A 26,063-nucleotide genomic window follows, 5' to 3' on the forward strand; every position below is an offset into this window, starting at 1 on the left:
GGATACCCGTGATTGAAAATATATTAGGGCGAGTAGACGTCGATAAGATGATCGAAGGCGCGAAGTTTCAAGGCCTTTTGATCGCGGTGTCGATCTGTCTGTTCTTTACGCTATTGATTGACGGCATGGACTTCACGACACTCGGCTACCTGATGCCGGTCGTGGCCAAGCATTTCGGCGCGAGTCGTAGTCTCGTGACGCTGGCGCTGTCTGTCAGTCCGATTGGTGGCGCTTGCGGTGGATTTATCGGTGGCTCGCTTGGTGACCGGTGGGGCCGTCGCCGTGCATTGATCGCAAGTGTGATTCTTTTTGGTAGTGCAACGGTTGCGATTTCGGCGGCACCCAGCATGCAGGCTATCATCGCATTTCGCCTGATTGCTTCCGTCGGACTTGGTGCCGCAACTCCGAATATCGCATCACTCCTGTCCGAACTGTTGCCACAGCGCATTCGCAGTCAGGTCATGGCCACGGCATTTATCGGATTCCCGCTCGGTGCATCGCTGAATGGTCTGCTGATTCCATTGGTCTTGCCGCATTTCGGTTGGCGCGGTGTCGTCATGTTTGGCGGTGTAGTGCCGCTACTTCTCGTTTTCGTACTTTTCGGACTCGTGCCGGAATCTCCCGGCTTTCTTACGCTGAGAAAATCAAGAAATAAGGAACTCGCGACCACGCTACAAAAGTTGCGCCCGGACCTTACGGTATCAAGCGAAAGCCAATTCTTCGTTGAACGTCCCAAGTTCGGTCGCGTTGGTGTTCGCATGCTATTTTCGCCGCAATATCTCCGGGATACGCTTTGTCTTTGGGTCAGCGGGGCGTCCAATCAGTTTGCGGCCGTCTCTTTCTCCAGTTGGGCTTCCTCGGCACTGACGGGCATGGGCTTCAGTTTCTATGTCGCAGTTCACGGCCTGATGGTTTCGAATTTTGCCGGCGCAATCGGCGCATTGATCGGCGGCTGGCTGCTTGGCCGGTTAGGTTCCAGAAAATCGCTGCAGTATACTGCTCTGCTCGGCGTATTCGTTGCCCTCGGATTGTTCGCGCTCACAATCAACCACGTGAACGGCCCCTCGACACCGCTTGAGGACCTGGCGTTGATTGTCGGCATGGGCTTGACCGGCATTTCGATCGCAGGCATTCAACTCGGCGAATATCCTCTTTCTACCAATATCTACCCCCTCGAATTTCGTGCGTCCGGAGTGGGGTGGGTGGTCGCCGTCTCGCGCGCGGGCGCCATTTGCTCCGTTTCGATTACTGGGTGGGTGATCAAGAGTTTTGGTGCGCCGTATCTTTTCTTGGGCGTTGCAATCTCCATTGCTGTCACGTTTATCGCGCTTGGTTTGCTCAAGACTCATATTCCGAAACGATCTGTAGAACAGCAGGTTACGGAATCCCAAGCATCGCCCGTCTAGAGTTCGCTGAATGACTCACGGGATGACTGATCGTCATCCCGCTTTTATATTTGGAGAATCATATGAATACTGTTATTGATGACCCCTGCGACTGGCGCGGCGCCGCTATGGGGTCCGCAACAGACTGGATTCACTCGTTGACGCCGGATGAAATTGACGAGATCGAACGGGCAGCAGCGCATGCCTATTCCCTCGGAAAGACAATCGATACGTTGACCATGGAAGATTTTCCGCTTCCGGACGTCGGCGTCCGCTTGTCTCACCTAAAGGAGTCACTGGAGAATCAATACGGGCTGTATGTCCTTCGCGGATTTCCAACAGAAGGCAAATCAGTCGACGATCTCCGTTATATCTTTTGGGGAATCGGATTGCATCTCGGGACCGCCGTTTGCCAAAGCTATAAAGGAGATTTTCTCGGCGATGTCCGTGATTTTGGTACAAGCGATGGTCGACTTTACAATACCAACGCCGCCGGTGGATTCCATGTCGATACCTGCGACGTAGTCGGTCTGTTTGTCGTGCGTCCGGCGAAGTCTGGCGGACTGTCACGAATTGCCAGTACCGTCGCAATACATAACGAAATCGCGCGGACCCGACCAGATCTGTTGGAGGTGCTCTACCAGCCGTTCTGCTGGAAAACTACAATCCCAGCTCCGTTTAGTGCAGGTCATCCGCCCTACTTCCAGCAGCCGTTGTTTTCGCGAGTAGCCAACAAGCTCTCGTGCTTGTGGCTTCCCGTGAAGATCAATCTCGCCCAAGGGATGGAAGGCGTTCCCCATCTGACGGATAAGCAACGCGAGGCCATCGACCTGGTCACCCAACTTGCCGAAAGCGAAGAGTTTGCAGTGTCCATGATGTTCGAGGCCGGTGACATGCAGTTCGTCAATAACCATGTCTGTGTCCATGGACGTACGGCGTTTGAGGATTACACCGACGAAGCGAGGAAGCGCCATCTGTTCCGCCTCTGGCTCTCGGTGCCGAATTCTCGTGAACTTGATGTGAGCCTGAAGCCGACATATGGGGAGGTCGGCGCTGGCCAAGTCCGTGGTGGCATTGGCCGTGAATGTGGGCTGCGCAAGTATCGTACATACGAGGCGCTGGTAGATTAATTTCGTAGGAAATGCGAGGTGGTACCGCTCGCCGCGCTCCTCGCGTTTCTATTCCTCTATAGTTCTACACGAATTTGACGCACGTATCTTCTCAAGGTCCATATGGCGATGGACACTTTGGCGCTGTTGCCCCCCGTGCATGTGACGGCAGCCAACGAGCCGCAGACGTGCCAGTTGGCCAACTGGCGCGTCGAGTTCAGAAAGCCGCCGGTCAGACTGTCCGGTGGCGCTCGCCGGTGACAGCTCACCGGCGAAGAGCCTGCCAGGCCGAGTCGGGCAAGGCATCCAGCGTTAGTCGTCAGGCTACCGGTCGCGAAAAAACCTTCGCTCTGTTGCGGAACCGCTAAATGGTCGAATGCATCTTCTGCTGGCTCAGCAGCTTCGTATTCTGCGAGCTTCAGCGCATCCACTTTCGAACTCTCAACAGCACCTTTTAGCGATACATTTCAATCGGGATAGGGGCAGGCCTCGCGGCCCGGCCCCTCCCACACCACCGTGCGTACGGGTCCGTACACGGCGGTTCGGATCGGTTAATCGACTATGGCCTTAGTGATGGAAGCCCCAGCGAGCGAAGGTAACGGTTTGACAGGGCGATGCCCAGCGCGGGACTGCAACTCAGCCGCCACGCATCGTGTGGCGAACCGACCGTCTGGGCAGCAAGGTTTCGGCTGACGCCGCGTACTGTCAGCTCCCGGAATCTTGTGCGGCCCCGTTTCCACTGCTTCCAGAAGAAGCAGCGGATGCGGCGGCGTATCCATTCATCCAGGCGTTGCAGAACGCTGGGCGTTTCGCAGAAACCGAAGTAGCCCCGCCACCCTGCCAGATAACGTTTCAGCGCGCCGATCATCTGGTCGACGCTGACCCCGCGCGTGCGTTGAGTCAATTCCCGGATGCGCTCCTTGAGGCGGGACAGCGCCTTGGGCGCAATACGCCGTTTGACCTTGTCCCGATCCGAGAAGGTGAACCCCAGAAACTTCCGCGTGTGTGGCCGTGCGACCGCGCTCTTGGTCTCGTTGACCGTCAGCTTCAGCCTGCCGGCGAGGAAGGCCTTCAGCCCCGCCATCACACGCTGGCCCGCGCGTTCGCTGCGTACGTAGACGTTACAGTCGTCAGCGTACCTCGCGAAACGCAGCCCGCGTCGCTCAAGCTCCCGGTCAAGATCGTCGAGCATCAGATTGGATAATAGCGGGGACAGGGGACCACCCTGGGGTGTGCCCTCGTCCGTCGCACCAACCAGCCCGTGCTCCATCACACCCGCCGTCAGGAAGGAGCGGACCAGCTTCAGCATTCGCTTGTCGCTGACTCGCTTTGCCACCCGACTCATCAGGATGTCGTGGCTCACGCGATCGAAGAATTTCTCCAGATCCAGATCTACAACCCATCGGTACCCCGACTGGATGTAGCTTTGCGCCTGCGCCACGGCCTGATGTGCCGAGCGGCCCGGACGGAAGCCGTAGCTGGACTCCGAGAACGTCGGGTCCCACTGCCTTTGCAACACCTGCAAGACCGCCTGCTGGACGAATCGATCAAGCGCAGAGGGGATGCCGAGCTTGCGCACGCCACCACCATCCGGCTTGGGTATCTCGACCCGTCTCACAGGTTGAGGCTTGTATGTGCCGTTCAGCAGCGTGGCCCGTATCGACGGCCAATGCTCCCGCAGGTACGCCGGTAATGCCTGAACGGTCATCCCGTCCACGCCCGGTGCGCCCTTGTTCGCTTTCACACGCTTCAACGCCTGCTTCAGGTTCCCCCTTTCGCAGACTTCTTCCATCAGTCGGTCATATGCCGACGGGCTTTCAGACTCGGGGTTCGCCGCCGTAGGTTCAGCCCCTCCACCAGCAGCCATCGGGGCTTCACCCCTGCTTCCGCTGTCGAGGACGCGATGCGTTTTCTGCTGCTCTCCCATGTCGAGTTCTCCGGCTTACTCGCCGCTCCTTTCCGTTCGGGCCTTCAGGCGTCGCCGCCCTAATATGCCCTCTGCTGACTCCTGCACGGTGGTCAACGGCCCTTGCGAGCCGCTCAGTCCTGATTCCAGGACGCCATGCAGGCCTCCCGAGGTAAGCGCAACCGCCTTCACCACACACCTGCCAGATCTACCACCCCAGCCCTTGATGGCTATGGACTTCGCAATCAATTGCTTGCTCGTCCGGCTAGGTAGGCCTCGCATCTGGTTTCTGTTCGTCAGGTCATGGCTTTGCTACACGCTTCCTTCAGACCCCGCCTCACGACGACGCCCTTGCGTTTCGCTAGTCCTTCACCACCATCAGGTTGGACAGGGGACTCACACCCCCAAGCTGTTGCGCATGCTCGGCGCACAATAGAAAAGCCCGGAGAGTCGTCTCCGGGCTCTTTTATAGATCCACAACCGAGGCTCAGGCTTCACCTTTGATCTTGTCGCGGATGAGCACGCCGATAAAAAGCAGCCAGGAGATGCCGAGACCGAAGTAATCGAAGTTACGCAGCGGACGGTAGTCCGCCCAACCCCAACCCGTTGATCCGTCGATGGCCAGCAGCGTCAGCGCGATACAGATGGCGATTGCGATCCAGGTATTTTTTTTCATGCGAGTGCTCCTTAAGCCGATACTTTTTCTTCGACAGACACACCGACCAAAGTTGGGTCGGTTTGCAATAGACCACCTTTACCCTTCAGGTTGAAACCATTCCAACCGTCCCACAGCCACATAGGGTTCAGGGTCGGGCGGAAGCATGCAGCCATATAACCGCTATACGCAAGCAGCAGCAAACCGTTCATCAGCAGTTCTTGCGGGCCCGAAAACAATTGACGCGGCGTTGCGGAAATGAACGTATTCAGCCAGAAAATCGTAACCGTCGTCGGCATTTCGAGAATCAGCGTCAGTAAGACAAAACGGTTCGTCAGAAGCAGGAAGCCGTAAATCGCCTCCATATACTTGACCCAATGATACATACCGATTGCATCGGCACCGGCCAAATACTGACCAGCAAGACCAGGAACCATCGGTACGTACCCGTCGATCACGAATCGAATGCCTGAGAAGAAAAGGTGTGCGCCGAAATACAGCCGAAGCCACGTAATGACGTACTTCCACGGGGAAGAATTAGCGCTTTGCATAAGGAAATATTTCCAAAAAGTTAGTGCAGTACAGCGACGAAATATGCCTGCGGCAGGCATACCCCAAAGGCGGTGGTCCAGACCACTGCCTGAGAGCCCGTTAAATGATGCCTTTGCGTCGATCCCGAATTAAAACGGTGATGACGCAGATCCATGGAATTGCCAGGCCAAACATATCGCGTGCGCGCAATTCTCGATATTCTGTATAGCCCAGTCCTGTGGATCCGAAGAATACCCAGCACGTCATGATGACGCAGCATGCAAGGCCAATATAAAGATTCCGGTTACTTTTCATCTTCGATCTCCCTTATGCGAAATCGCTTGATTTCTTAATAGTGGACGTCGATTCGGCGCCTTTACTCAGCCTCAAATGCTCTTTCCAGACGTCGACCTTGAAGCCCTCCCATAGCGCGAGCGGCTTGTTTGGCTTAAACACACTTGCCATATAGCCGCCATACGCCACCAGAATGAGGCCATTCATTAGTAGTTGATTCGGACCCGAGAACAATTGACGTGGAGTCGCAACGATAAAGGTATTAATCCAGAAAATCGAGATAGATGTCGGGAACTCGAGAATTGCGCCGAGCAACACGTATCGGTTCGTCAGCAACAGGATGCCGGCCAGCATTTCCACTGCTTTGACGGCATAAAACATGTGAATGGCATCGAGCGCCTGCACGTATTGGCCTCCGATGCCTGGAATAAACGGAACCCAGCCTGTCGAAAGATAGCGGAAACCCGACCACAAAAGATCGGCGCCGAAATAAACCCGGAGCCAAAGTACAGCATATTTCCACGGTGGCGAATTAAGTCCGTGCATCGAATATCTCCTATATTGGATTATGGTTATGCAACGCGCCGGAATCGAGCCCGCCGCCTTGTGTTCCGCTATTACGCTTCGACAACCCGATGCTGCTGTCCCGGCGTATGAATCTTGGCCAGTAATTCTTGATTCAATGCAAATCCGAATCCGACGCCTTCACTCGGATACGCAAAGCCGCCGCTAAAGCGCTGGCCGCCGATAGCCAAGTCCTGATCGACGGGGATATCACCACTGTTCCATGCTGCGTGGATCGCGAGAGGGCCCATGCTTTCGCTCATGAACTGGCATGCCCACTCGTTTGCGACCATGAGATGCGTGCTCGGCCCGGATTCGACACCCGATCCGATCAGCGTGCTGCAAAAGACAGGAATGTCGTACATGCGACATGCGGCCAGGAATCGTTGTGCCTTGACCAGCCCGCCGACCTTCTGAATCTTGAAAACGACGCCATCGGCCGAACGGCGTTCGGCGATTTCGCGGAGATCGCCCAACTCTTGCGCTCCCTCGTCTGCGTATATCGGTGTGGTGATACGCTCGCGCAGTTTCGACAGGCTGTCGCGGTATTGATGCGCCAGTGGCTGCTCCATGAATGAGAGGTTGTATTGATCGAGGCGCTTCATCGTCGCCAACGCCTGCTCGTAGTTCCATGAGCCATTCGCGTCCAGGATGATCTTGGCATCCGGACCGAGCGCGGCTCGCACTTCGCGGACCGTAGCCACGTCGTTATTGAACGTATGACGGCCGACTTTGAGCTTGAACGCCGAGAAGCCATTTTCGCGGACCTGGATCGCGAGCTCGGCCACCTTTTCGGGCTCACCCGCCGACAATACCCAACCGAGCGGAATCTTCTCGCGAGTGCGGCCACCCAACAGGCTGTAGACTGGCACGCCCAAAGATTTGCCCTTCAGATCATGCAGAGCACAGTCGACCAACGCCTTCGCCTGATTGTTGTCGCGTGCGAGTTGATCCATCATGCCGACGATCTTTTCGATATTGCTCGCATCTTCACCAAGCAAAATTCGTGGCGCGAAAATATCGGAAATCATCGCCGTCATCGACGCTTGGCTTTCACCGCGATACCACGATGAAGTGTCCCCCGACTCCGCATAGCCGACGAGACCGTTGTCGGCTGTAATAGCCAAGAAAAGCGTATTCAGGCATGTGATGGTGACATTCGGAAGCTTAATCGGCTTCTTCAGCGGCATCGAAATCGGAATGCACTCAACGCGGGTTATCTTCACTTGATTTAAACCTATAGATATTCGTGGGAAGGGACGTCAGAAATGACGCCCCGACGCGACGACGAGTTATTGCACAACTGGCCGACGCAATGCACCGCTGACACGGATCAGCAGAATCACTGCCAATGCCACGGAGACCACGTAGCAGATGACGAACGAGGCGCCAAGTGCATTCGCACCGTCGAAGAATTTAGCAACGAGCGCCACCACGGTAGGGCCGAGTGCCAACCCGACGAGATTCGTGATCAAGTAATAGAGGGCGGTGATCTTGCCCATCATGTTACCCGGCGTGAACTCGGCATTCGTTGCACCGCCTGCCACCGCGAACATCGCAAACATGAACATTTGGACGAAGTAGAGGACGATACCCGCGCTCATCGTATGGACGAGCGGGAAGCATGCCGTAACGACTGCGGCGATTGCCGTTGTGACTGCCGCTACCCGAACAGGCGCATCGACCATGCCGCGCTTGCGCAACCGGTCCGCGATTCCGCCGCAAATCAGGAGACCGAGTGGGGAAGCGAGCAGTGCAACGCCGCCTATCGCCTTACCGATTTCCGGACGGGCAACATGTAGCGTGCGAGCGATGATTTCCGGAAGCCATGCCATCTGGGAACCAATGGCAATACCGTATAGGCAAATCGCAGCCCAGAGTTGAACATACACGCCACGATTCTTCCAGACGAAGCACATGGTCTGCTTGTACGTCACATCGGAAATATCGGTCTGGAAACGACGGGGCGGCTCACGCAGCAGCCAAAGCAGAATCGCGAACGGAACCCCAATGATGCCCGGCACCAGCAGTACAAAGTGCCAGGGCTTCATGCCGCCGACGACAGGTAGTGTATCGAATGCGCCTGCAGAAGCTGCCTTCAACAGGACGGCACCGAGAGCCATGGACAAACCAGTACCCAACATCGGACCGATATTGTAGATACCGAAAGCAATACTGCGACGATGCGGCGGAAATGCGTCACGAATCATCGACTGCGATCCGGGTGCCAGCGCCGATTCACCAACACCGAGACCAACACGTGTGAAGAACAACTGGAGATAGGTCGTACTCAGACCACAAAGCATCTGAACCACCGACCATGCCATGATCGCGCCGCCGAGGAGCGTCTTCCGTTGGTATTTGTCGACCAGAATGCCCATCGGAATACTGAGCATGCTATACAGCAACATAAAGGAAAGGCCAAGCAACAAACTGACCTGAAGATCGGAAATTCCGAGGTCTTCCTTAATCGGTCCGACAACGAGAGCAAGCGCGCCCCGATCGATAAACGAGATGACGTAGGTGGACGTCAAAACGATAAGCATCCACCATGCACCTTTGGTCGTCTTTGAATCTTCCACGTTGTCGGCGGGGGCCAACTTCGTTTGTACATCTGCGATCTCACTCACTACAGTGTCTCCTTGCTAATTATCCGTACAACTATTTAGCGCCCTTCTCCTGCCCACTATCGGCGAGTGCGGTCTTTGCCGCCGTCACGCCAGATACGATGAACTCGGCGATATCGCCCATCGAGTTGTAATACGGTCCCCATAGCGATCCGCATTCTCCGATTGCATAAAGACCGGAAATCGGCTTGTTCTGATGATCGAGAACACGCTGACCTGCGTCGTGTTTCGGACCGCCGTGCGTGTTCAAATAGGTCGGGAGCATTGGCCCGATCGCGTAGTACGGGCCTTCATCGTTGAGCGGCACGAGGAACGTTTCGCGCCCGCAATCGCGATCAAGGTTGTTGCGGCACTGATCGTTGTAACGCTCAACCGTCTCGCGAAGTGCGGCCGGATCGAGGCGGCCGGCCTTGCACACACCCTGGATCTCCGGCCACTGGCACTTCAACGCCAGTTCTTCAAGCGTATCGGCCTTGATGACGAGGCCTTCTTCGATTTCCTTGAGGTTGTCTTGCGACCACGGCGGCACACGCGAATTCAGCGTCGTCATTGCCGCACCGCCCGCACGCACCTTTTCATCGAAAATGTGGAATGCCGGCACGTTCGTGAATTCCGGGGTGCCCGGCGTCGTTGCCAACCAGGTATCGCGATTGGCCAATCCATGTTGGACAACCGACGTGTCCACCGTTTCGTTATGGAAGCGCTTCGCCTGGCGGTTGACCCACAACAGACTGCCGCCGTCCTTGAAGGCGCCGCTTTTATAGCCGAAGCCCGCGACCTTGTTCAGGTCGTAAGTCACATAGACGTAGCCTTCCTTCGTCTTGATGCCCATGTTCAGGGGGCCCGCTACGGCGTTCATGTGCCAGAGTTGCGCGCCAACCTCCTGCGCCATTCGAATGCCGTCGCCGGTCAGATTCGGGCTACCAAGGAAGTAGATCGGGCAAGCAGTCAGGAATTGTTTGCACATGGCGTCGTTCGCCTCGAAGCCGCCACTGGCCAACACGACTGCCTTGCGAGCACGCACCGCGATCGTCTTGCCGTCATGTTCGGCTTCAACACCGAGAATCCGTTTCGTGGCCGGGTGCTGAACCAACCTGGTGACGCGAGTGTTGCACTGGACGCGGCCACCCGCCTTCTCCGCTTGTGCGGAGATCGCATTCCAGAGGCCAGCTCCGCCCGGTGCGGCGACGACGCTCATACCTTTGATGCTTTCCCCGCCGGGAGCCCCCGGGAATTCGGGAAAAAATCCCGGTGCCGAGAACGGCTGCGGGTTGTCCTTGAGCGGCAATTCGAGTTTGTGCTGCCAGGCGGGTATGTTCTTGAGGCTCGACACGAAATGGCGAAGAACGCTTTCATCAGTTTGGCCTCCACACAGCCAATTCAGATATTTGAACGACTCTTCTTCGTCGACAGAGGTCATGATCAGACCGCCCGCGACGCAGACCGAGTTGCCGCCGCCCTGCGCACCCTTTTCGAGAATGAGCACGTCGGCGCCCTGCTCAGCAGCTTCAAGCGCAAACACCGCGCCGGCGCCGCCGTAGCCGACAACAACCATATCGGCCTGGTCATCCCATCGGGGCTCGGTCCAATTCAATTCCATTTTCGTTATTCCTCGTGTCTCAGAAAACATACCAGCGCGGTTCGATCTACCTAGGCTGCGGGGGCAGCAGCGGCTCGCTCAGCCTCTTCCGCCGAGCGAAGACCGTTGTAGATTTCGTTGTAACGCAGCACCGGTTGATCCATCACCAACATGATCATCTTGCGCCCCGGCGTTTTCGAGATCGTTGCCTGCTGCGTCTCGATGATTGCCTTGTCTTCAGCGAATGCGGCTTCGGCGATCGCGAAAGCGTGATCTGCGAGATCGGCATGCTCGTGATCAGGACCGAAGTTGTAGAAGAACATCGATTCCGTATCGTTGATCGGCGTGATCATCTGGCATGTGCAACGGCGGAAGATCGGCTCTTCTGTGGGCCTGCCATCGACGAGACGATCCTGAACGCCCGGGGCGTACGAATGGATCTTGAGGATGAAGACGCCCGGCACGAGGAACGTGCTGACGACGTTGTCGTCGGAAGGGATTTCACCGAAGTATGGATTCGACTGACGTCCCAGGTGCCAGCGGTCAGCAACGACGCCACGCTCGACCGTATCGATGCCGCGCTTTGCTTCACCATCTTTCTGAATCTTGAGCGACACTTTGTTGTTGGCACCGAACGTCGCTTCGTGAACATACGGTGCGTGCGAAAGGTCGAGCAAGTTGTCAGCGACAATTTCCGCGTTCCCCTTCCATACCTTCTTCGAGCATTTCATCGCGAAGACAGCGCTGTCCGGACCTTCGATCGGCGGAATCAGCGCGGGATCAGCCTTTGCAGCGTCACCCATCCAAACCCATGCAGCACCATGTTTTTCTTCGATCGGGTAGCTACGAACGCAGACCTTCGACGAGATACGATCGGTGCCCGGGATTTCGGTGCAGCGTCCGTCGGCGGAGAATTTCAGACCATGGTACATACAGCGCAGTTCATCACCCTCCTTACGGCCGACCGACAGCGGAACCAGGCGGTGCGGACACAGATCTTCGAGTGCTACGAGCGTGCCGTCTTCCTTGCGGTAGAGCGCCAGTGCCTCGTTCATCACCGTGAACGGGACGATATCAGTAGCCGAAAACTCGCTCGACCATCCAACCATATACCAGCAGTTCCGGAGGAATTTCATTGTCAGTCTCCTGAGAAAGGAATCGAGAACGGATAAATCGGAACAAGGTGCGACACAATAGACCTGCCAGTTTGCGCATGCGACCTCTGTGACTCAACCGGACTGGCATCCTAAATAGTATTCAATTCAGTATTCATGGCATCTTATCGCGTTGCTTCGCGCGACATGACTCGGGATAACCCTGAAATGCACGTAAACGGCGTTCCAGTCAGAACGCCGTTTATGTTTGCAACTTCATTAGCTGAAGTAGACGCGCTCAGCCGTCGTATGCAGCACCTTGCGCTGATCTTCGGCCGACAGGGTGGAGACGGAGTCCTTCGCCAGCTGGACCATGTCCTTGTAGTCGCCCTTCGATTGAGCGATGTCGGAACCCCACATCACACGATCGGCACCGAACGAGCGCACCACACGCTCGACAACCGGCGCGGACGGCAGCTCGAGCGCTTTCAACTTGCCGAGGTTGATCATGGAATAAAGCAAGAAGACGTTCGGACTGTCGACGAATTTCAGCAGTGCTTCATCCACGCCGTAATCCGGTCCCGGGCCCTCGCCGACAATATTTGAAAAGTGGTCAAGAATAACCGGCGTATCAGGGAACTCCGTCACCACGTCTTGAAGCGCTTCGAGTGCTGCCAAACGATTCCAGCGGTAGAAGTGCAGACGCACGCTGCCGCCGAGATCCGTCACTGCTGCCCATGCACGACGCGCTTGCGTCGAAGCGAACCAACTGCTGTCTGCACCTTTCTTCGGTTCCGTCAGACGGATGCCGACCGAGCCGCGCTCGCCGACCCAGTATTTCACCGTTTCTTCGACGTTCGGTGCCAGTGCGTCGAGCATGCACAGCGAACGCAGACGGTCCGGATATTTCTGTGCGGAATCCACGACGTAGTCGTTGTGGAAGCCGTAGAGGTGCGCGCGTTGGACCGCGAGCGCCTTATCGATACCGAATGTGCCGAGCAAGTCGATCAAGCGCTCAGCCGTTACCGGATTGTCGAATGCGTTTTCTTCCAGAACGCCGCTCAGCGGCGACGGCGGATATTTCTCGCGGTCGGTCGAAATAAGGTGTGCGTGGCTGTCAATCATGACGTTACCTCTATTAAATTCAATTTAACCAATGATCTGCGGCATTATTTCCACGGGTCCACGCACACGTGGATCGCACCTTGAATGCCCCGACCTGCGGTGGCCAGAATTGCGTCGTGCACCTGCGACAGGCCGAACGTGTGCGAGCACACTTCATCGATCGGATAGCGGCCTGAGCCTACATAGCGCAGTGCCAATTCGACCGCTGCGTAGCTACGGCCACGCGGTGCACGAACCGTCAGATAGCGCTTCTTGATCTCGCCGATCGGTACGTGCTGCTCCAGGCCGTTCAGGCTCAGATAGGCGCCTTTTGCCGCCAGTGCGATCGACTGCTTGACGATCTCGCCCTTGGGGTCGCCGGTCGTATCAACCACGACGTCCACGCCCCGACCCTTGGTGATACGCATCACTTCGGCTTCGAGCTCTTGCGTTTCGACGTTGACTGCATAGTCGGCGCCCAGGCGCAGCGACAGATCGAGACGACTTTGATCGCGCGTCATGCCGGCCAGAATCACCGTATATGAGCCTGCGGCCTTTGCCGCCAGCACGCAGCCCAAGCCCTGCTGGCCCGGTCCCCAGACGAGTACGACCTTACCGGGACCTGCGCCGCCGTCGAGACACGCCCACTGCACGCCGTTACCGAACGGCACTGCCAGTGTTGCGTGCGTTGCCGGCATGTTTTGCGGAATTTTATGCAACACCGTGTTGAGCGGCAGATGCATATACTGCGCGTAGCCACCCCACAAATGCGGTGCCTTGTTGGCGGTGGACATGCCGAACCGATCGGTATTCAGGCGATCCTTCACATTGAAGAAATCGACGTCCATACACAGACGGAAATCTCCCTTCATGCACCATTCGCAGTGCCAGCACGGGAGATATTCGTGCAGAGCAACGCGATCGCCGGGCTTCACGCCCCAACGCTTGGCCGCGACTTCACCGACTTCTTCGATGGTCCCGACGTTTTCGTGGCCCATGATGACCGGAACGTGGCCGGCCTTGCGGTAGAGCTCGGGATCGCTGCCACCTACGCCACTGGCTTCGATGTGCAGAATTCCGGTTTCAGGCTTGACAGTCGGATAATCGAATTCACGAATTTCCGTGGTTTCGACATCCGTCTTAACTGCTGCCAGTACCTTCTTCGTCATGTGTTTGTCTCCTGCTCGTTTTCGATCTCAGAGTTTCCCAAATACGCGAAGTGCGTTACCACCGAAGATCGCGTTGAGATCCTCATCAGGTAATCCATTGAGTGCAATACGGGTGAGATCCAATGCATTCCCGTAGCCTTCGCGAGAACTCACGACTGGGAAATCGGAACCCCACATCAGGCGATTCGCGCCGAATGCGGCTACCGCCTCGTGGACAAGTGGCGACGTCGCGTCCCCGAAGGGACGGCCCAGATGCCAGGTTTTCGGGTCGCGAGGCATCAATTCGCCGAGCCCCGGAACCTTGAGCATGACATTCGGAAAGGCGGCGAGCTTGAACACCTGGCGACGAATAGCTAACTGCTCATCTGTCGTGACGGGCGTGCTGGTGCCACCCAGATGTTCGAGGACGATGGTCGTCCCTGCCAACCTCGCAACCAGTTCGATAAACCCCTGCGCGTTGAATGCTTCCGCCGACCCCACGCAACTGACGGGCAATCCAGTTTCCTGGACTGCACGCCATGCTTCCGGAAGACGACCATCCGGAAGACACGAGGAGGGGCGAAGCCGAATACCCGACACGCCATCGGTTGCGAGGTTTTTGATCGTCATTGCAACGTCCGGGGCTTCGACATCAACCCAAGCCACGCTCGACAGACGGCCCGGATATCGCTTGACGCAGTCTTGCTGATATCGGTTATCCGTCTGTCCGATCATCTGAGTGAGAATGGCCATATCAACGCCATACTCATTCATTTGGTCGATCAACGTCTCGACAGGCTCATACCAATGAGGCGAAACATGCGCGTGACTATCGACGATCATGTGGACCTCAGGCCTTCAGAGCGACTTCCGGATTGAGGGGTACTTCTTCTTTCCACGTACGGTCGTTCGGGAAAATCACCGTCGAAGCGTGAATCTCATTCCACGGAATCGTGGTCGTCAACACGCTCGGCAATTCGCCGCTTTCCGAGTAAGCACGAGCCGCACGGATCATCTGACGACGCCATGCAACGACCGCGACATCCGATGTGCCGAGGTGTTCCTTCGTGCGGTCGAGGATACGGCCCTGAGTTTCACTGACTGCGTGGTCCTGCGTCAGGATGCCCTTGATGCCCGACATCGACGTCGTCTTCATCGCCTCGCGATCCTGCTTGTACCAGTTGTCGATGTTGAGCTCCTTGCGGAAGTTTTCATCGAGCCAGTGACCGCCTTCCTGAATACGATATTCGATATCGACAGGCTGCGTTTCGTCGAAGAACCACTGGATATGCCACGTCGATTCGTCATCGCGCGGAACAAATGCATTTGCCATGCGACGGTTCTTGCGCACGCCGAATCCATCGGGCGGAATCAGCGTGAAAAACGGCAGGATCACTTGCGTGACGCGGGCGTGCAACTTGCCTTCTTCACGGAAATTGCGCACGCCTGCATAGCGCAGGCCGTAGTGCGTGTACTCGACTTCGATCTTCGGACGCAGATCGCGTTCGTGTTCGTACTTGGCCGGCGCTGCCCACGGTTGTTCACGGTGCAGGACGCCTGCGTGTGCGGAGTCGATCGTGCCCTCGACGGCTTGGGCGTAGTTGCAGTCTTCGAGTACCTTGAACGCAACAACCTTTTCCGCCGGGTACGATAGGAAATCGAAGTCGGGGAATTGCGGAACCTTCGCGGGATCGCCCATGTACGTCCAGATCACGCCAGCGACTTCTCGAGTCGGATACGCCACTGCCTTGATACGCGAGCACAGCTTCGAATCTTCCGGCTCCGTCGGAGTGTCCATGCACTGACCATCGACGGCGAACTTCCAACCGTGATACAGACAACGCAGGCCGCCTTCCGAGTTGTCGCCCAGCGCGAGCGACGCACGACGGTGCGGGCACTGTTCTTCGAGCAGACCAACCTTGCCGTCGCTATCGCGGAACGCCACTAGGCCTTCGCCCAACAGACGCACACGCACGGGCTTGCCGCCAGGCTCGCTGATTTCCGACGCCAGCATCATCGGAATCCAGAATTGACGGATCATGTCGCCGTTCGGCGTGCCTTTACCAACCTGGGTCAGAACGTCGTTATCTTCGCGGGAAAGCATGGTTTGCTCCTAGATTTTGTTTATCTGTGAATATGCGCGGGAGATAAATGCGCTCCCACTAGCGTTAAACGAGTTCGACGGCCTTCAGCAATCGATCACGCGCGTCTACGGTGTTGCTGTCGTTGCCAATGAAATCGTGCGCTTCGACAATCAGGTTGCGCAGAGCAGCAAGGTTCTGCACTTCCCGCACATTCGAGCCCTGCCGTGCAGCAGCGACGATATCGTTATCGAGCAGCCGCCAGACTTCATCGAGCTCGGATTCGCGGTAAATCATGTGCTCGAACGTACTCGACTTCTCCACGCGCCCGATCAGTTCACGCAGCGTTTGCGGTGAGTAATCTTCGATCGAGTGAATATCATCCACGTTCATGGCTCATCCTTATTTCTTGGGACCTGGACCGAACTGCGAAGGTGGGAGGCCGAGCGCATGGCGACCAAATGCCGTCAGCGCCGAATCCCACGTGAAAGCAAAGTGCTGGGCGGCGGAATTGACGTCGCGCCAGATACGTTGGAGCTCCGAAGCGTTGTAAATGCTGGTGCCGCCGGCAGCTTCGAAGACACTGTTGGCGGCGCGACGAGCGGTTTGAGCGGAATACGCCCAGTCGCGCGGTATACGTGACCATTCGAGCGCCGTCAGTGACTCTGCACTTTCTGCCGTATCGACGCGGCGCGTGTCTTCGAGAATCAATGCGTAGGCCGCGTCGAGATCTGCCGTCGCGTGTGCCAGGCGTTCGATCGTAGCCGACTGTTCCGCCATTTGAGCGGCCGGCATTGCCTGAAGACACGGCGCCAAACCCTCAGCGAACGAACGGAGTGCTGCGCGTGCCATGCCCAGCGGCGCGCCGATGAGCGAGAACGGCGTGACGTTCTGGAAAGGCATCCGGTAGATCGGGGCACGCATTGCGTCAGCGCCTTCGACGTTGCCCGTCATCATGTCTTTGACCGACACCGAACGATGTTTCGGGATGAACGCTTCCGCGACCTTGATCGTGCGGCTACCGGTGCCACGCAGGCCAGCCGTGTGCCAGTCATCGACAATTTCGATATCCGAACGCGGGATCACGAAAAAGCGCGGTTCAGGCGGCCCATCGGAATGCTGCACGGCGTTTCCGATGATGACCCATTGCACGTGGTCGATACCCGAACAGAAGCGACCGTCGCCGTTCACGAGTTTGTAGCCGCCGTCGACTTCGGTAATCGTGCCGCCCAAGCGGAACACGGTTGCCGTCAATACGTGGCCTTTGCCAAGCACGTCTTGCTGTGCTTGCAACGGGAACAGATTCAACATCCAGCTATGACCCGCCAGAACGCCGAAAACCCAACCCGTCGAGCCACAGGCCGATGCGATTTCTGCCGTAACTTCGACGAGCGTAGTGAAACCTAGTTCGGAACCGCCAAACGTCTTCGGTGTGATGATGTTGAAAAGACCCGTTTCGCGCAGTACATCGATCGTTTCTTTGGGCACCACGCGGTCGCTTTCGGTCTGTTTGACGCGTGAACGAATCGCGTCATGCAAACCACGGGCAATATCGAGGGCTTCCTCGCGGCTGTTAATACGGCTCAAGACATTCTCCTGGGAGGACTTGGTGCGCCGGAACGTGGCCGGCGTGCAGAATGGTTTTTGCTTAGATATCGCTCAGTGTTCGTTGCGACCATAACGATCTTCGACGGTCATACGTTCCTTGGCGTCGAGGAACCAGCGATAGTGACCGCCCTTCGAGATCGGCGGAACGTCTTCGGAGACGACGTACCAGCTTTCGCCGTCGTTTTCCGTCGCATAGATTTCGCCCGTTGCCGTACCGGCGATGAGCATGATCTTGTCATCCCAACGGTACATACCCATACCCTCGATGTTGCCGATAATTTCCTCGGGCAGACCGTTACGCATATGTTTCCAGGTAACACCACCATCGGTGCTCTTGAGAACAGTTGCGTTCGCCGACTTACGGGCGCCCCAATCGCGCGGTGCGTTACCCGGTCCACCGAGATACAAAACGTTCTCGTTGCGCGGGTCGATAAACATGGCGTCGGGATAACCGATAAGGTCTTGACGCGTCATCAGGTGAACCCAGGTCTCGCCAGCGTCTGCGCTGTAATGCAGGCCTTCGCCGCCGCACATGAAGATCTGTTTCGGATTCGACGGGCGGATCACCACGCGGTGGTTGTCGTGGTAGAACTTGTCGTTTTCCGATTCGTACGACCGCGGCTCGTTCCACGTCTTGCCGTCGTCGGTGGTCTTGAGAAGCGCGCCCTGTTCAATACAGACATAAAGCGTTTCGGGTTCGGCCGGGTGAAACGAAATGTTCTTGACGTGTGCAATATGCGGGGGCGGCGGGAACGTCCACCTGTCCTGGTCCGGCACCGTCATCATTTCGGGAATTTCGACCCACGAAGCACCCAGATCGTCGCTGCGATAAAGCGCGGACGGCTCAGTGCCCAGGAACAGGACGGTCTTCCCGTCGCGCTCCTGCTGCGCCATCGTATAAATATGCGTGCTCTTCAGGCCATTGTTGGCTGGTTCCCACGTCAGGCCCAAGTCCTTCGAGACCACGAGACTGCCTTGGCCGTGTGCGCCCGCGAACAACAGGCCCGCACCCGGAACATAGAGCAACGCGCTCACGTGGCGATCTTCCAGCGTCGTGCGCGTGAGATCCCACGGGGCACTGGCGTCTTCACGCTCGAATACGAGCATGCCGCGAATCGTAGCAACCAGTAGCGTCGTTGCCGCGCCATCACCGTGCGTAACGGTTCCACCGTTGGTGGTCAAAACTGCAATCATTTCTCCTCCCTAGGGAATACCCCATGTGATGTCGCCTGTCTTTGACTTTTTCCCGCTCAGACGAAATAATATGCAAAAAAGAATTACGCGTCAAACGGTTGGCAAGAAACTTTCAATGATTGGTGACTGAGGAAGCGTGATGTGTGATGCCTGCCCCCCATTCGCAGGGTTCCGCGCGTTCTATGATTTTGGAGGTGAGATGACTGAACTTAATGAAGTGATGACTCTGCGCTTGACGGCGAGTCAATATTTAGCGCGCAACACGCTGGCTCTGACCTTTGAAGACCCCGAGGGCGAGCGTCTGCCCGCCGCTGACGCGGGTTCGCACGTCGCACTGATCCTGCCGAACGGATTGACGCGTCAGTACTCCCTCCTTGAGTCCAGCAATAGCCTGACGCAGCGTTCGTACGTGATTGGCGTCAAACTCGACCCGCAGTCGCGTGGTGGCTCCCGCTACATCCACGAAACGATGCGTGTCGGCGACCTCGTGCAGGTCGAAACCCCGCGCAACAACTTCCCCCTCGACGAAGACGCTAAGCACACGATTCTGGTTGCCGGTGGTATCGGGATCACGCCTATTCTGTGTATGGCGCGTCGCCTGAAGGAAATCGGAAAGTCGCCGCGTATCTATTATTCGTGCCGAGACCGGGTTGACGTCGCCTACGCTGAAGAATTGAAGACGTTCGAAGGTTCGCTCGTTCACGTCGACGCAGAAGTCGGCACGTTTCTGAATATCGAAGACGTGGTGAAGCGGGAGCCGGCGTCGGCCCATTTCTATTGCTGCGGCCCCGGCCCGATGCTCGAAGCATTCGAAAAGGCTTGCTCGACTTTGCCCCCTGAACAAGTCCACGTCGAGTACTTCAGTGCCAAACACGAAGCCGCACTCGATGGCAACTACGTCGTTGAACTGCGTAAGAGCGGCAAGACGCTCACCGTCCCTCAAGGCAAGACGATTCTCAACGTCGTGCGCGAAGCCGGTGTACCGATCTCATACTCGTGCGAAGAAGGCGTATGCGGTGCATGTGAAGTCCGCGTGCTGGAAGGTGAGCCGGATCACCGCGACGCCATTCTGTCGGAGCCCGAAAAGGCTTCGAACAAGACGATGATTATCTGCTGTTCTGGCTGCAAGGGCGATCGTCTCGTCCTCGATCTGTAACAAACACCCGTGTGCCTACGGGCACCCACCATCACGTTAATCAAGGAGACACGTAAGTGATTATTGATTGCCACGGTCACGTCAGCGCACCCGCAGAATTGTGGGTCTACAAGGCACACATTCTGTCGCATCGGGGCGAACACGGTCGCAAGATGCCGGAGGTGACCGACGAGGAAATCCTGCACTACGCCAACAAGAAGGAAATGGCGCCGGTTGGCCACCTCGACATGCTCGACCGCGTCGGCACGAACGTCCAGCTGATGTCGCCGCGTCCGTTCCAGATGATGCACAGCCAGAAGCCGGGCAAGCTCGTGCACTGGTTCACGGAAGAAACCAACAACATCATCTCGCGCACTGTCAAGCTGCTGCCGAAGCGTTTCATCGGAGTCGGCGGCCTGCCGCAAGTGTCGGGCGACCCGATCGAGGTCGTGCTGCCGGAACTGGAGCGCTGCGTCAAGGAACTGGGCTTCAAGGGCGTACTGCTGAATCCCGACCCATTCGAAAACAGCGGCGTCGAAGCCCCCGGTCTCGGTGATCGTTACTGGTACCCACTGTACGAGAAACTGTGCGAACTCGACGTACCGGCGCACATTCACGCTACTGGCTCGCAGTCGGCTCGTTCGCCGTACACCGTTCACTTCATTAACGAAGAAACGATCGCGGTGTTCAACCTCGTCAATTCGAACGTCTTCAAGGACTTTCCGAATCTGAAGATCATGGTGTCGCACGGCGGCGGTTCGATCCCCTACCAGATCGGCCGTTTCCAGTCGGGCGCCTCGCGTGCCGGCCGCAACTTCCTCGAGGGCATGCGAAATCTGTACTACGACACCGTGCTCTACTCCGAAGAATCGCTGCGTCTACTGATCAAGACGGTTGGCGCTGACCGCTGCATGTTCGGCGCTGAGTGCCCGGGCGTGGGTTCGGCTATCAACCCGGACACCGGCCGCACTTTCGACGACATCAAGCCGTATATCGAAAGCTTCGACTGGCTGTCGAAAGCAGAGAAGGATGCAATCTTCTTCGGGAACGCTCGCGACTTCTTTAAGCTCAACCTCGCGGATTACGAATAATCCCGACGCCCACAGGACTCGAAATCATGGCAAAAATCGTATTGGGAATGGGAACTTCGCATGGCCCCATGCTCATCACGCCACCGGAGACCTGGGGCGCTCGCGTACCTGATGATCGACTGAGCAAGCATGATTTCGAAGGCCGCGAATGGGCCTTCGATGAACTCGTTGAATATCGCCGTAGCGAGAACCTCGCGGATCAGATCACGCCGGAGAAGTGGAAGGAGCGCCATGCTCAGTGCCGGGCGGCTATCGAGGAAATGGCGCGGGTGCTGGCTGAGGCCAAAGCTGACGTCGTTGTCATTGTCGGCAACGATCAGATGGAAATTTTCACCACTGATTGCATTCCCGCATTCGGCGTCATGCACGGCCCGACGATCGTGAACAACATGATCAGTCACGATAAATTGATGCAAATGCCTCCGGGCGTGCGCCATTCGATGCCGGGTTACAAGCCGGAAACTGCCACGCATGAAGGCGTTCCAGAGCTTGCAAAGCACATTATCAAGAACGCGATCGCCGACAACTTTGACGTGGCCGCTCTTGGCCGCTTGTCAGAAACGGAAACGCCGCATGCATACGGCTTCGTGTTCCGCCAGCTGATGAAAGACCAGGTCGTTCCGACCGTGCCGGTGTTTGTCAATACGTTCTATCCGCCGAATCAACCGACAGTCGCACGCTGCCACGCTTTCGGTGCATCGATTGCTCGCGCCATCGAATCGTGGGATTCGGACGCACGTGTAGCTGTCATCGCTTCCGGTGGTCTGACGCACTTCGTCATTGACGAGCGCGTCGACAATCTGATTCTCGACGCGATGAAGAACCACGACCTCACGCCGGTATTCGCGTTGGGCGAAGAAATCTTCCAGGCGGGTACATCGGAAATCAAGAACTGGATTCCCGTCGCCGGCATGATGGATGAACTCGCCTTCGACATGACGGTGGTCGACTATGTGCCCTGCTATCGCAGCGAAGCCGGTACCGGCAACGCCATGGGCTTTGTGTACTGGAAGCCGCAGTCCGAATAAGGAAACATCAAATATATGGCAACCAAAGACGAATTGATCCACCGCCTTCGTCGGCTGGACTGCTGCGCAGTCTCGGACGCACTCGATAAACTCGGCTTGTCCGGCGTCGTGAGCGGCGTCGCCCAAGCCTCAGGCACGAAGCGCATCGCAGGTCGCGTTATCACGATGAAACTCGGTGTTGGTGATCCGCCTCCCGGCCCGCCGCGTCATCTGGGCACCACCGCGATCGAACTCGGCAACTCCGACGATGTGATCGTTGTCGAGCAGCGCACCGGTATTGAAGCCGGTTCGTGGGGCGGCATCCTGTCGCTGGGTGCCAAGGTTCGCGGTATCGCGGGCGTGATCGCTGACGGTCCGGTTCGCGATATCGACGAATCCCGCGAGATGGGCCTGCCGGTGTTCACAAACAAGTTCACGGCGCTCACCGCTCGTGGCCGTATCGTCGAAAAGGGCGTGAACGTCCCCATTGAAGTCTTCGGGGCCGCAGTGGAAGCCGGCGACTACGTGATCGCCGACAGCAGCGCCGTGATTTTCATCAGCAAGGCAAACATCGCCAGGGTGGTCGAGACTGCTGAATCGATCGTCGCACGCGAAGCCTTGATGGCGAAGGCACTACTGGCGGACACGCCGATCCATGAAGTCATGGGTGGCAACTACGAATTTATGCTTAAGGATTAACCATGTCCGAAATCGAACAAGACAAGAATGTTGCCCGCGCAGCGAAACTCGAAACGGCGACCCTGAGCGACGCACTGGACCGATTGGGCCTGAACGGTCAGTGCCACAAGATCAAGCCGCGTGATTCGTCGTTCCGAATGGCCGGTCGGGCATTCACGATTCTCTACGGCCCCGCCGCTTCGCCCGCAGGCACCGTGGGTGACTTCATCGACGACGTTCCGCCGGGTTCGGTCATCGTCCTCGACAACGGTGGTCGCGAAGACGCAACGGTATGGGGCGACATCCTGACCGAGATCGCTCATCGCCGTGGTATCGCTGGTACCGTAATCGACGGCATAAATCGTGACGTACACCTGTGCCTGTCGCTCGGTTACCCGGTTTTCTCCAAGGATAACTGGATGCGCACGGGCAAGGATCGCGTGCAGGTCGAAGCCACCAACGTTCCGGTGAATATCGGTAACGTGCGCGTTGCTCCGGGCGATCTGCTGCGCGGTGACGCGGACGGCGTGATCTCGATTCCGAAGGAACACGAAGAACGCGTGCTTGCTGCTGCTGAAGAAATCGATGCCGCGGAAAATGCAATCCGACGGTCTGTGGCAACGGGTATGCGGCTAGACGAGGCTCGCAAACAGTTCAAGTACCATCAACTGCAAACGCGTCGGACTGGAGAAGAGGCATGACGGGCCCGGTTTTCAATCGTCATGAGACCACGCGTCTCGCTATCGAGCGACCGGACGTCAATTTGCTTGACGCCGCCGCGAAATTGCCGGCAGCAACGCTTCACGAGGCTGCCGGAAAGATCGGCGTCCTGCCTTATGAAATTAAGCCTGTCGCGCCCGGCTTCAAGATTTGCGGCCCAGCTGTGACCGTCCATTCGCCCGGTGGCGATAACCTTTGGCTTCACCGTGCGATTTACGGAGCACAACCAGGTGATGTCCTGGTCGTCTCCGTAAGCGAAGCATATGAACACGGGTACTGGGGCGAGATCATGTCAACGGCCGCAAAGGTTCGGGGGCTTGCCGGTCTCGTCATTAACGGCTGTGTTCGTGATCAGCGGCTGCTGTCCGAGATCGGGTTTCCCGTTTTCGCTCGCGGTCTTTGTATCCGTGGCACAGGAAAAGATTTCGGCGCCAGAGGTTGGATCAACGCCCCGATTCGATTCGACGATGTCACTATAAATGCAGGTGACCTGATCGTTGGTGATGAAGACGGCGTCGTGTGCATCCCGCGTGAGCGAATCGCCGAGGTGATCATTGCATCCGAAGCACGCGAAGCAGCAGAAGCACAGCAGATGAAGCGAATGGAAGCGGGCGAGAGCACGCTCAGTATCTTCGGTTGGGATCAATAAACCGGCTGAGACTCGCGTCTATAGCATGGGTGGCGTCCCGAAAAAACGCCACCCCTCCATTTTCGCCGTCTGGTTTTTTGATTGGAGGGTGAGGTGAGCATAGAAGAATCCGAATTCAAACGCGCCATGCGCTGTTTGACCGGGCACGTATGTTTGATCACTACCGGTTCGGACACGGACGGACCGCTTGCCGGCATGACCGCAACCGCTGTGACGTCTGTTAGTGCAGCGCCTCCTATTCTGCTGGTCTGTATCAATCGTGCAAACTCGTCTCTGGCGCATGTGCAGGCCACTGGCAACTTCGTCGTCAACGTTCTGGCGCGCAGTGAGCGGGAATTGGCGCAGCGGTTCTCGCGACCCATTTCGCCGCAAGAAAAGTTTCAGGCAGGGACGTGGAATCGTATTAAGACGGGGGCTCCGGCTTTGGCCAATACTATGGTCAATTTCGATTGCAGCGTCGAACGCATCATTGAGATTGGTACCCACGCCGTGATTTTTGGGCATGTCGAAGGCACTGCCATTAATGGCGACGCAACGACGCCGCTGCTGTATTCCCAAGGCTCTTACGGCGAATTTCAGGCGAATAGAGCCGTCGATTTCCATGATTTACTGTGGATCTCCAACTGGGGGTCCGACTAATTTAAAAATTTCAGATGGAGGTACGGCCCGCATTATTCCGCACGCAAGATATGATGCGATTTTGTTAATCACAAAATGCATTATTGTTAGCCGCCTTTCAGGCATCCTTTAGAATACTTGGAGACAATTGATCTTGAAACTGAACCGGAAACTCTTCCTCTCGGCAGTCCTCGCAGCGGGCGCACTGATCTCGGGCGTCGCCCTCGCGAGTACACCTGCCAAACCGGCACCTGCACCTATTGCTGCACCTGCGGCTAAGCCGGCAGCGGCAGCCCCGGTTGGTGCGCCCACGGGTGTTGTTCTGGTCGCTGAAATCGGCAAAGGCGTGTCCGGAACCGACATCAAGGACTACGCGGATCTGATTAGTCGCCTGAAAGATAATCCGGATTGCTACACCTTCGGTACGACGGCTGACGGTACGCGCGACCTGACCGCGATGACCACATTGCAAAAGCGTAACGGTGTTCGCATGGTCAAGTTATCGTACAAGGATACCGCAGAGGAAATCGACGGTTTGATGAAAGCGAAGGTGCAGGTGATCCCGGTTCCGTACGATGTCGCAGCCCCGTACATCAAGAAAGGTCAGATGCGTCCCCTGGTGGTCTTTGGTTCGGCGCGTATCCCCGAGATCAAGGATGTTCCCACTGCGAGCGAAGTGATGCCCGGCTTCGTGTACTGATCTGAAACCACGGTGCAACATAGAAAACCCCTATCGTTGCACTGAACCCCAAGAATTGGAGATAAATCCGACCCTTGGGGTTTTTCATGGCGAAGCTGGATAAGACGCTTAAACCCAAGGTCGTAATGAGCTGGCTTTTGCGTGACCAGGTTGCAATGAAAGCGTGATCTTGGCGGCGTTTGGCATTCGGATCACGCATGCGCCACCGGTGCCGTGGAAGAATGTTTCGCACTTCGCCAGCAGGAGATTTCGACACACTTGAACATGTCGCGCAGTACCAGCCTACCGATACATTTGTAGCCTACGCAGCACCGGATCGGTGGCGCAGGACGAACGGGGAAGTTTCTGTTTGGGGCCTCGACTGCTACATCTGGCACTGGCCGAAATGTCTCTGAACAGACGTACTTTCATCTATGCGGACATAAAGTCCTTCACGCTTCTCCACATTGACAGTGCAGCGTGGCGAATTTGCGGGCGGTGGTAACCAAGTTTTTTGCGCAAGCCAATTCCGGGGTATAAATGACTGCGCGTCTGGCTCAGCCGGCGGACGCAGTTGAGCCAGCAAAGCTGCGTTCGCGTGGACCTC

At 56.9% G+C, this 26,063-nt stretch carries 25 protein-coding genes; 10 read left to right on the forward strand and 15 right to left on the reverse strand.

Translation table 11 applies throughout. The features are described 5' to 3' along the window. The first annotated feature begins 8 nt into the window (after positions 1 to 8). Positions 9 to 1,406: an MFS transporter gene (locus OKW35_RS38775; protein WP_184062800.1), complete on the forward strand. Its 1,398-nt coding sequence runs from the start codon at positions 9 to 11 to the stop codon at positions 1,404 to 1,406. 62 nt (positions 1,407 to 1,468) lie between these two features. Next, the gene (locus tag OKW35_RS38780) at positions 1,469 to 2,515 is read left to right on the forward strand and encodes a TauD/TfdA family dioxygenase (protein WP_429406290.1); all 1,047 of its coding nucleotides are present in this window, start codon (positions 1,469 to 1,471) and stop codon (positions 2,513 to 2,515) included. A 538-nt stretch (positions 2,516 to 3,053) separates the two neighbouring features. Here the strand turns inward: OKW35_RS38780 and ltrA are convergent. The 15 genes from ltrA to OKW35_RS38855 all read right to left on the reverse strand — a co-directional run bounded on the left by ltrA (position 3,054) and on the right by OKW35_RS38855 (position 18,879). Then, positions 3,054 to 4,421 (reverse strand): group II intron reverse transcriptase/maturase, encoded by a 1,368-nt coding sequence (ltrA, locus tag OKW35_RS38785; protein ID WP_429551605.1) that lies wholly within the window; start codon positions 4,419 to 4,421, stop codon positions 3,054 to 3,056. Between the two features lie 466 nt (positions 4,422 to 4,887). Further along, complete coding sequence (locus OKW35_RS38790) at positions 4,888 to 5,076, reverse strand: hypothetical protein (protein WP_184062805.1); 189 nt, start codon at positions 5,074 to 5,076, stop codon at positions 4,888 to 4,890. Between the two features lie 11 nt (positions 5,077 to 5,087). Then, positions 5,088 to 5,606 (reverse strand): hypothetical protein, encoded by a 519-nt coding sequence (locus OKW35_RS38795; protein WP_260321309.1) that lies wholly within the window; start codon positions 5,604 to 5,606, stop codon positions 5,088 to 5,090. Between the two features lie 307 nt (positions 5,607 to 5,913). Beyond that, a complete protein-coding gene (locus OKW35_RS38800; protein ID WP_429355395.1) occupies positions 5,914 to 6,426 on the reverse strand; it encodes a hypothetical protein in 513 nt (170 codons plus the stop codon). Positions 6,427 to 6,497: 71 nt separating this feature from the next. Beyond that, entirely contained in the window at positions 6,498 to 7,670 is a 1,173-nt protein-coding gene (locus OKW35_RS38805; protein WP_429554836.1) for a mandelate racemase/muconate lactonizing enzyme family protein, read from the reverse strand. Positions 7,671 to 7,736: 66 nt separating this feature from the next. Next, positions 7,737 to 9,074 (reverse strand): MFS transporter, encoded by a 1,338-nt coding sequence (locus tag OKW35_RS38810; RefSeq protein WP_184062809.1) that lies wholly within the window; start codon positions 9,072 to 9,074, stop codon positions 7,737 to 7,739. Positions 9,075 to 9,105: 31 nt separating this feature from the next. Beyond that, positions 9,106 to 10,671 carry an FAD-dependent oxidoreductase gene (locus OKW35_RS38815; RefSeq protein ID WP_429554837.1) on the reverse strand — a complete coding sequence of 522 codons (1,566 nt, stop codon included), beginning with the start codon at positions 10,669 to 10,671 and terminating at the stop codon, positions 9,106 to 9,108. A gap of 50 nt (positions 10,672 to 10,721) precedes the next feature. Further along, on the reverse strand, positions 10,722 to 11,786 hold the full coding sequence (locus OKW35_RS38820; protein ID WP_260321311.1) for an aromatic ring-hydroxylating dioxygenase subunit alpha: 1,065 nt from the start codon (positions 11,784 to 11,786) through the stop codon (positions 10,722 to 10,724). A gap of 237 nt (positions 11,787 to 12,023) precedes the next feature. Beyond that, complete coding sequence (locus OKW35_RS38825) at positions 12,024 to 12,869, reverse strand: amidohydrolase family protein (RefSeq protein ID WP_184062811.1); 846 nt, start codon at positions 12,867 to 12,869, stop codon at positions 12,024 to 12,026. A 44-nt stretch (positions 12,870 to 12,913) separates the two neighbouring features. Then, on the reverse strand, positions 12,914 to 14,017 hold the full coding sequence (locus OKW35_RS38830) for a zinc-dependent alcohol dehydrogenase (RefSeq protein ID WP_184062813.1): 1,104 nt from the start codon (positions 14,015 to 14,017) through the stop codon (positions 12,914 to 12,916). 27 nt (positions 14,018 to 14,044) lie between these two features. Further along, positions 14,045 to 14,839 (reverse strand): amidohydrolase family protein, encoded by a 795-nt coding sequence (locus tag OKW35_RS38835; protein WP_429554838.1) that lies wholly within the window; start codon positions 14,837 to 14,839, stop codon positions 14,045 to 14,047. Positions 14,840 to 14,846: 7 nt separating this feature from the next. After that, positions 14,847 to 16,100, reverse strand: a complete 1,254-nt coding sequence (locus OKW35_RS38840; protein WP_429554839.1) for a Rieske 2Fe-2S domain-containing protein — start codon at positions 16,098 to 16,100, stop codon at positions 14,847 to 14,849. Between the two features lie 64 nt (positions 16,101 to 16,164). Next, complete coding sequence (locus tag OKW35_RS38845; protein WP_184062819.1) at positions 16,165 to 16,470, reverse strand: hypothetical protein; 306 nt, start codon at positions 16,468 to 16,470, stop codon at positions 16,165 to 16,167. A 9-nt stretch (positions 16,471 to 16,479) separates the two neighbouring features. Then, positions 16,480 to 17,664 (reverse strand): acyl-CoA dehydrogenase family protein, encoded by a 1,185-nt coding sequence (locus OKW35_RS38850; RefSeq protein WP_429554840.1) that lies wholly within the window; start codon positions 17,662 to 17,664, stop codon positions 16,480 to 16,482. Positions 17,665 to 17,736: 72 nt separating this feature from the next. Next, a complete protein-coding gene (locus OKW35_RS38855; RefSeq protein WP_429406308.1) occupies positions 17,737 to 18,879 on the reverse strand; it encodes a glycosyl hydrolase in 1,143 nt (380 codons plus the stop codon). A gap of 199 nt (positions 18,880 to 19,078) precedes the next feature. Here OKW35_RS38855 and OKW35_RS38860 point away from each other — a divergent pair, with 199 nt between their 5' ends. The 8 genes from OKW35_RS38860 to OKW35_RS38895 all read left to right on the forward strand — a co-directional run bounded on the left by OKW35_RS38860 (position 19,079) and on the right by OKW35_RS38895 (position 25,477). Beyond that, on the forward strand, positions 19,079 to 20,035 hold the full coding sequence (locus OKW35_RS38860) for a PDR/VanB family oxidoreductase (protein WP_429488515.1): 957 nt from the start codon (positions 19,079 to 19,081) through the stop codon (positions 20,033 to 20,035). 56 nt (positions 20,036 to 20,091) lie between these two features. Then, a complete protein-coding gene (locus tag OKW35_RS38865) occupies positions 20,092 to 21,105 on the forward strand; it encodes an amidohydrolase family protein (RefSeq protein ID WP_027197812.1) in 1,014 nt (337 codons plus the stop codon). A gap of 26 nt (positions 21,106 to 21,131) precedes the next feature. Continuing rightward, positions 21,132 to 22,133, forward strand: a complete 1,002-nt coding sequence (locus OKW35_RS38870; protein ID WP_184062833.1) for a protocatechuate 3,4-dioxygenase — start codon at positions 21,132 to 21,134, stop codon at positions 22,131 to 22,133. A 15-nt stretch (positions 22,134 to 22,148) separates the two neighbouring features. Further along, positions 22,149 to 22,811, forward strand: coding sequence for an RraA family protein (locus OKW35_RS38875; RefSeq protein WP_184062835.1), 663 nt, complete (start codon positions 22,149 to 22,151; stop codon positions 22,809 to 22,811). A 2-nt stretch (positions 22,812 to 22,813) separates the two neighbouring features. Next, positions 22,814 to 23,491, forward strand: coding sequence for an RraA family protein (locus tag OKW35_RS38880; protein WP_429554841.1), 678 nt, complete (start codon positions 22,814 to 22,816; stop codon positions 23,489 to 23,491). Next, the gene (locus OKW35_RS38885; protein ID WP_184062839.1) at positions 23,488 to 24,159 is read left to right on the forward strand and encodes a 4-carboxy-4-hydroxy-2-oxoadipate aldolase/oxaloacetate decarboxylase; all 672 of its coding nucleotides are present in this window, start codon (positions 23,488 to 23,490) and stop codon (positions 24,157 to 24,159) included. Before OKW35_RS38880 ends, OKW35_RS38885 begins: the two co-directional genes overlap by 4 nt. 93 nt (positions 24,160 to 24,252) lie before the next feature. After that, positions 24,253 to 24,798 carry a flavin reductase family protein gene (locus tag OKW35_RS38890; protein ID WP_311734868.1) on the forward strand — a complete coding sequence of 182 codons (546 nt, stop codon included), beginning with the start codon at positions 24,253 to 24,255 and terminating at the stop codon, positions 24,796 to 24,798. A gap of 133 nt (positions 24,799 to 24,931) precedes the next feature. Further along, the gene (locus tag OKW35_RS38895) at positions 24,932 to 25,477 is read left to right on the forward strand and encodes a tripartite tricarboxylate transporter substrate-binding protein (RefSeq protein WP_184062842.1); all 546 of its coding nucleotides are present in this window, start codon (positions 24,932 to 24,934) and stop codon (positions 25,475 to 25,477) included. Positions 25,478 to 26,063 lie beyond the last annotated feature (586 nt).

The sequence above is a fragment of the Paraburkholderia sp. MM5477-R1 genome (genome assembly GCF_050436385.1).
In the GTDB taxonomy this organism is placed as follows: domain Bacteria; phylum Pseudomonadota; class Gammaproteobacteria; order Burkholderiales; family Burkholderiaceae; genus Paraburkholderia; species Paraburkholderia tuberum.

Coding starts and splice junctions, on each gene's coding strand:
- OKW35_RS38780 (WP_429406290.1), top strand. CDS start 1,469: ATGAATACTGTTATTGATGACCCCTGCGACTGGCGCGGCGCCGCTATG.
- ltrA (WP_429551605.1), bottom strand. CDS start 4,421: ATGGGAGAGCAGCAGAAAACGCATCGCGTCCTCGACAGCGGAAGCAGG.
- OKW35_RS38790 (WP_184062805.1), bottom strand. CDS start 5,076: ATGAAAAAAAATACCTGGATCGCAATCGCCATCTGTATCGCGCTGACG.
- OKW35_RS38795 (WP_260321309.1), bottom strand. CDS start 5,606: ATGCAAAGCGCTAATTCTTCCCCGTGGAAGTACGTCATTACGTGGCTT.
- OKW35_RS38800 (WP_429355395.1), bottom strand. CDS start 6,426: ATGCACGGACTTAATTCGCCACCGTGGAAATATGCTGTACTTTGGCTC.
- OKW35_RS38815 (WP_429554837.1), bottom strand. CDS start 10,671: ATGGAATTGAATTGGACCGAGCCCCGATGGGATGACCAGGCCGATATG.
- OKW35_RS38820 (WP_260321311.1), bottom strand. CDS start 11,786: ATGAAATTCCTCCGGAACTGCTGGTATATGGTTGGATGGTCGAGCGAG.
- OKW35_RS38825 (WP_184062811.1), bottom strand. CDS start 12,869: ATGATTGACAGCCACGCACACCTTATTTCGACCGACCGCGAGAAATAT.
- OKW35_RS38830 (WP_184062813.1), bottom strand. CDS start 14,017: ATGACGAAGAAGGTACTGGCAGCAGTTAAGACGGATGTCGAAACCACG.
- OKW35_RS38835 (WP_429554838.1), bottom strand. CDS start 14,839: ATGATCGTCGATAGTCACGCGCATGTTTCGCCTCATTGGTATGAGCCT.
- OKW35_RS38840 (WP_429554839.1), bottom strand. CDS start 16,100: ATGCTTTCCCGCGAAGATAACGACGTTCTGACCCAGGTTGGTAAAGGC.
- OKW35_RS38845 (WP_184062819.1), bottom strand. CDS start 16,470: ATGAACGTGGATGATATTCACTCGATCGAAGATTACTCACCGCAAACG.
- OKW35_RS38855 (WP_429406308.1), bottom strand. CDS start 18,879: ATGATTGCAGTTTTGACCACCAACGGTGGAACCGTTACGCACGGTGAT.
- OKW35_RS38860 (WP_429488515.1), top strand. CDS start 19,079: ATGACTGAACTTAATGAAGTGATGACTCTGCGCTTGACGGCGAGTCAA.
- OKW35_RS38870 (WP_184062833.1), top strand. CDS start 21,132: ATGGCAAAAATCGTATTGGGAATGGGAACTTCGCATGGCCCCATGCTC.
- OKW35_RS38875 (WP_184062835.1), top strand. CDS start 22,149: ATGGCAACCAAAGACGAATTGATCCACCGCCTTCGTCGGCTGGACTGC.
- OKW35_RS38880 (WP_429554841.1), top strand. CDS start 22,814: ATGTCCGAAATCGAACAAGACAAGAATGTTGCCCGCGCAGCGAAACTC.
- OKW35_RS38885 (WP_184062839.1), top strand. CDS start 23,488: ATGACGGGCCCGGTTTTCAATCGTCATGAGACCACGCGTCTCGCTATC.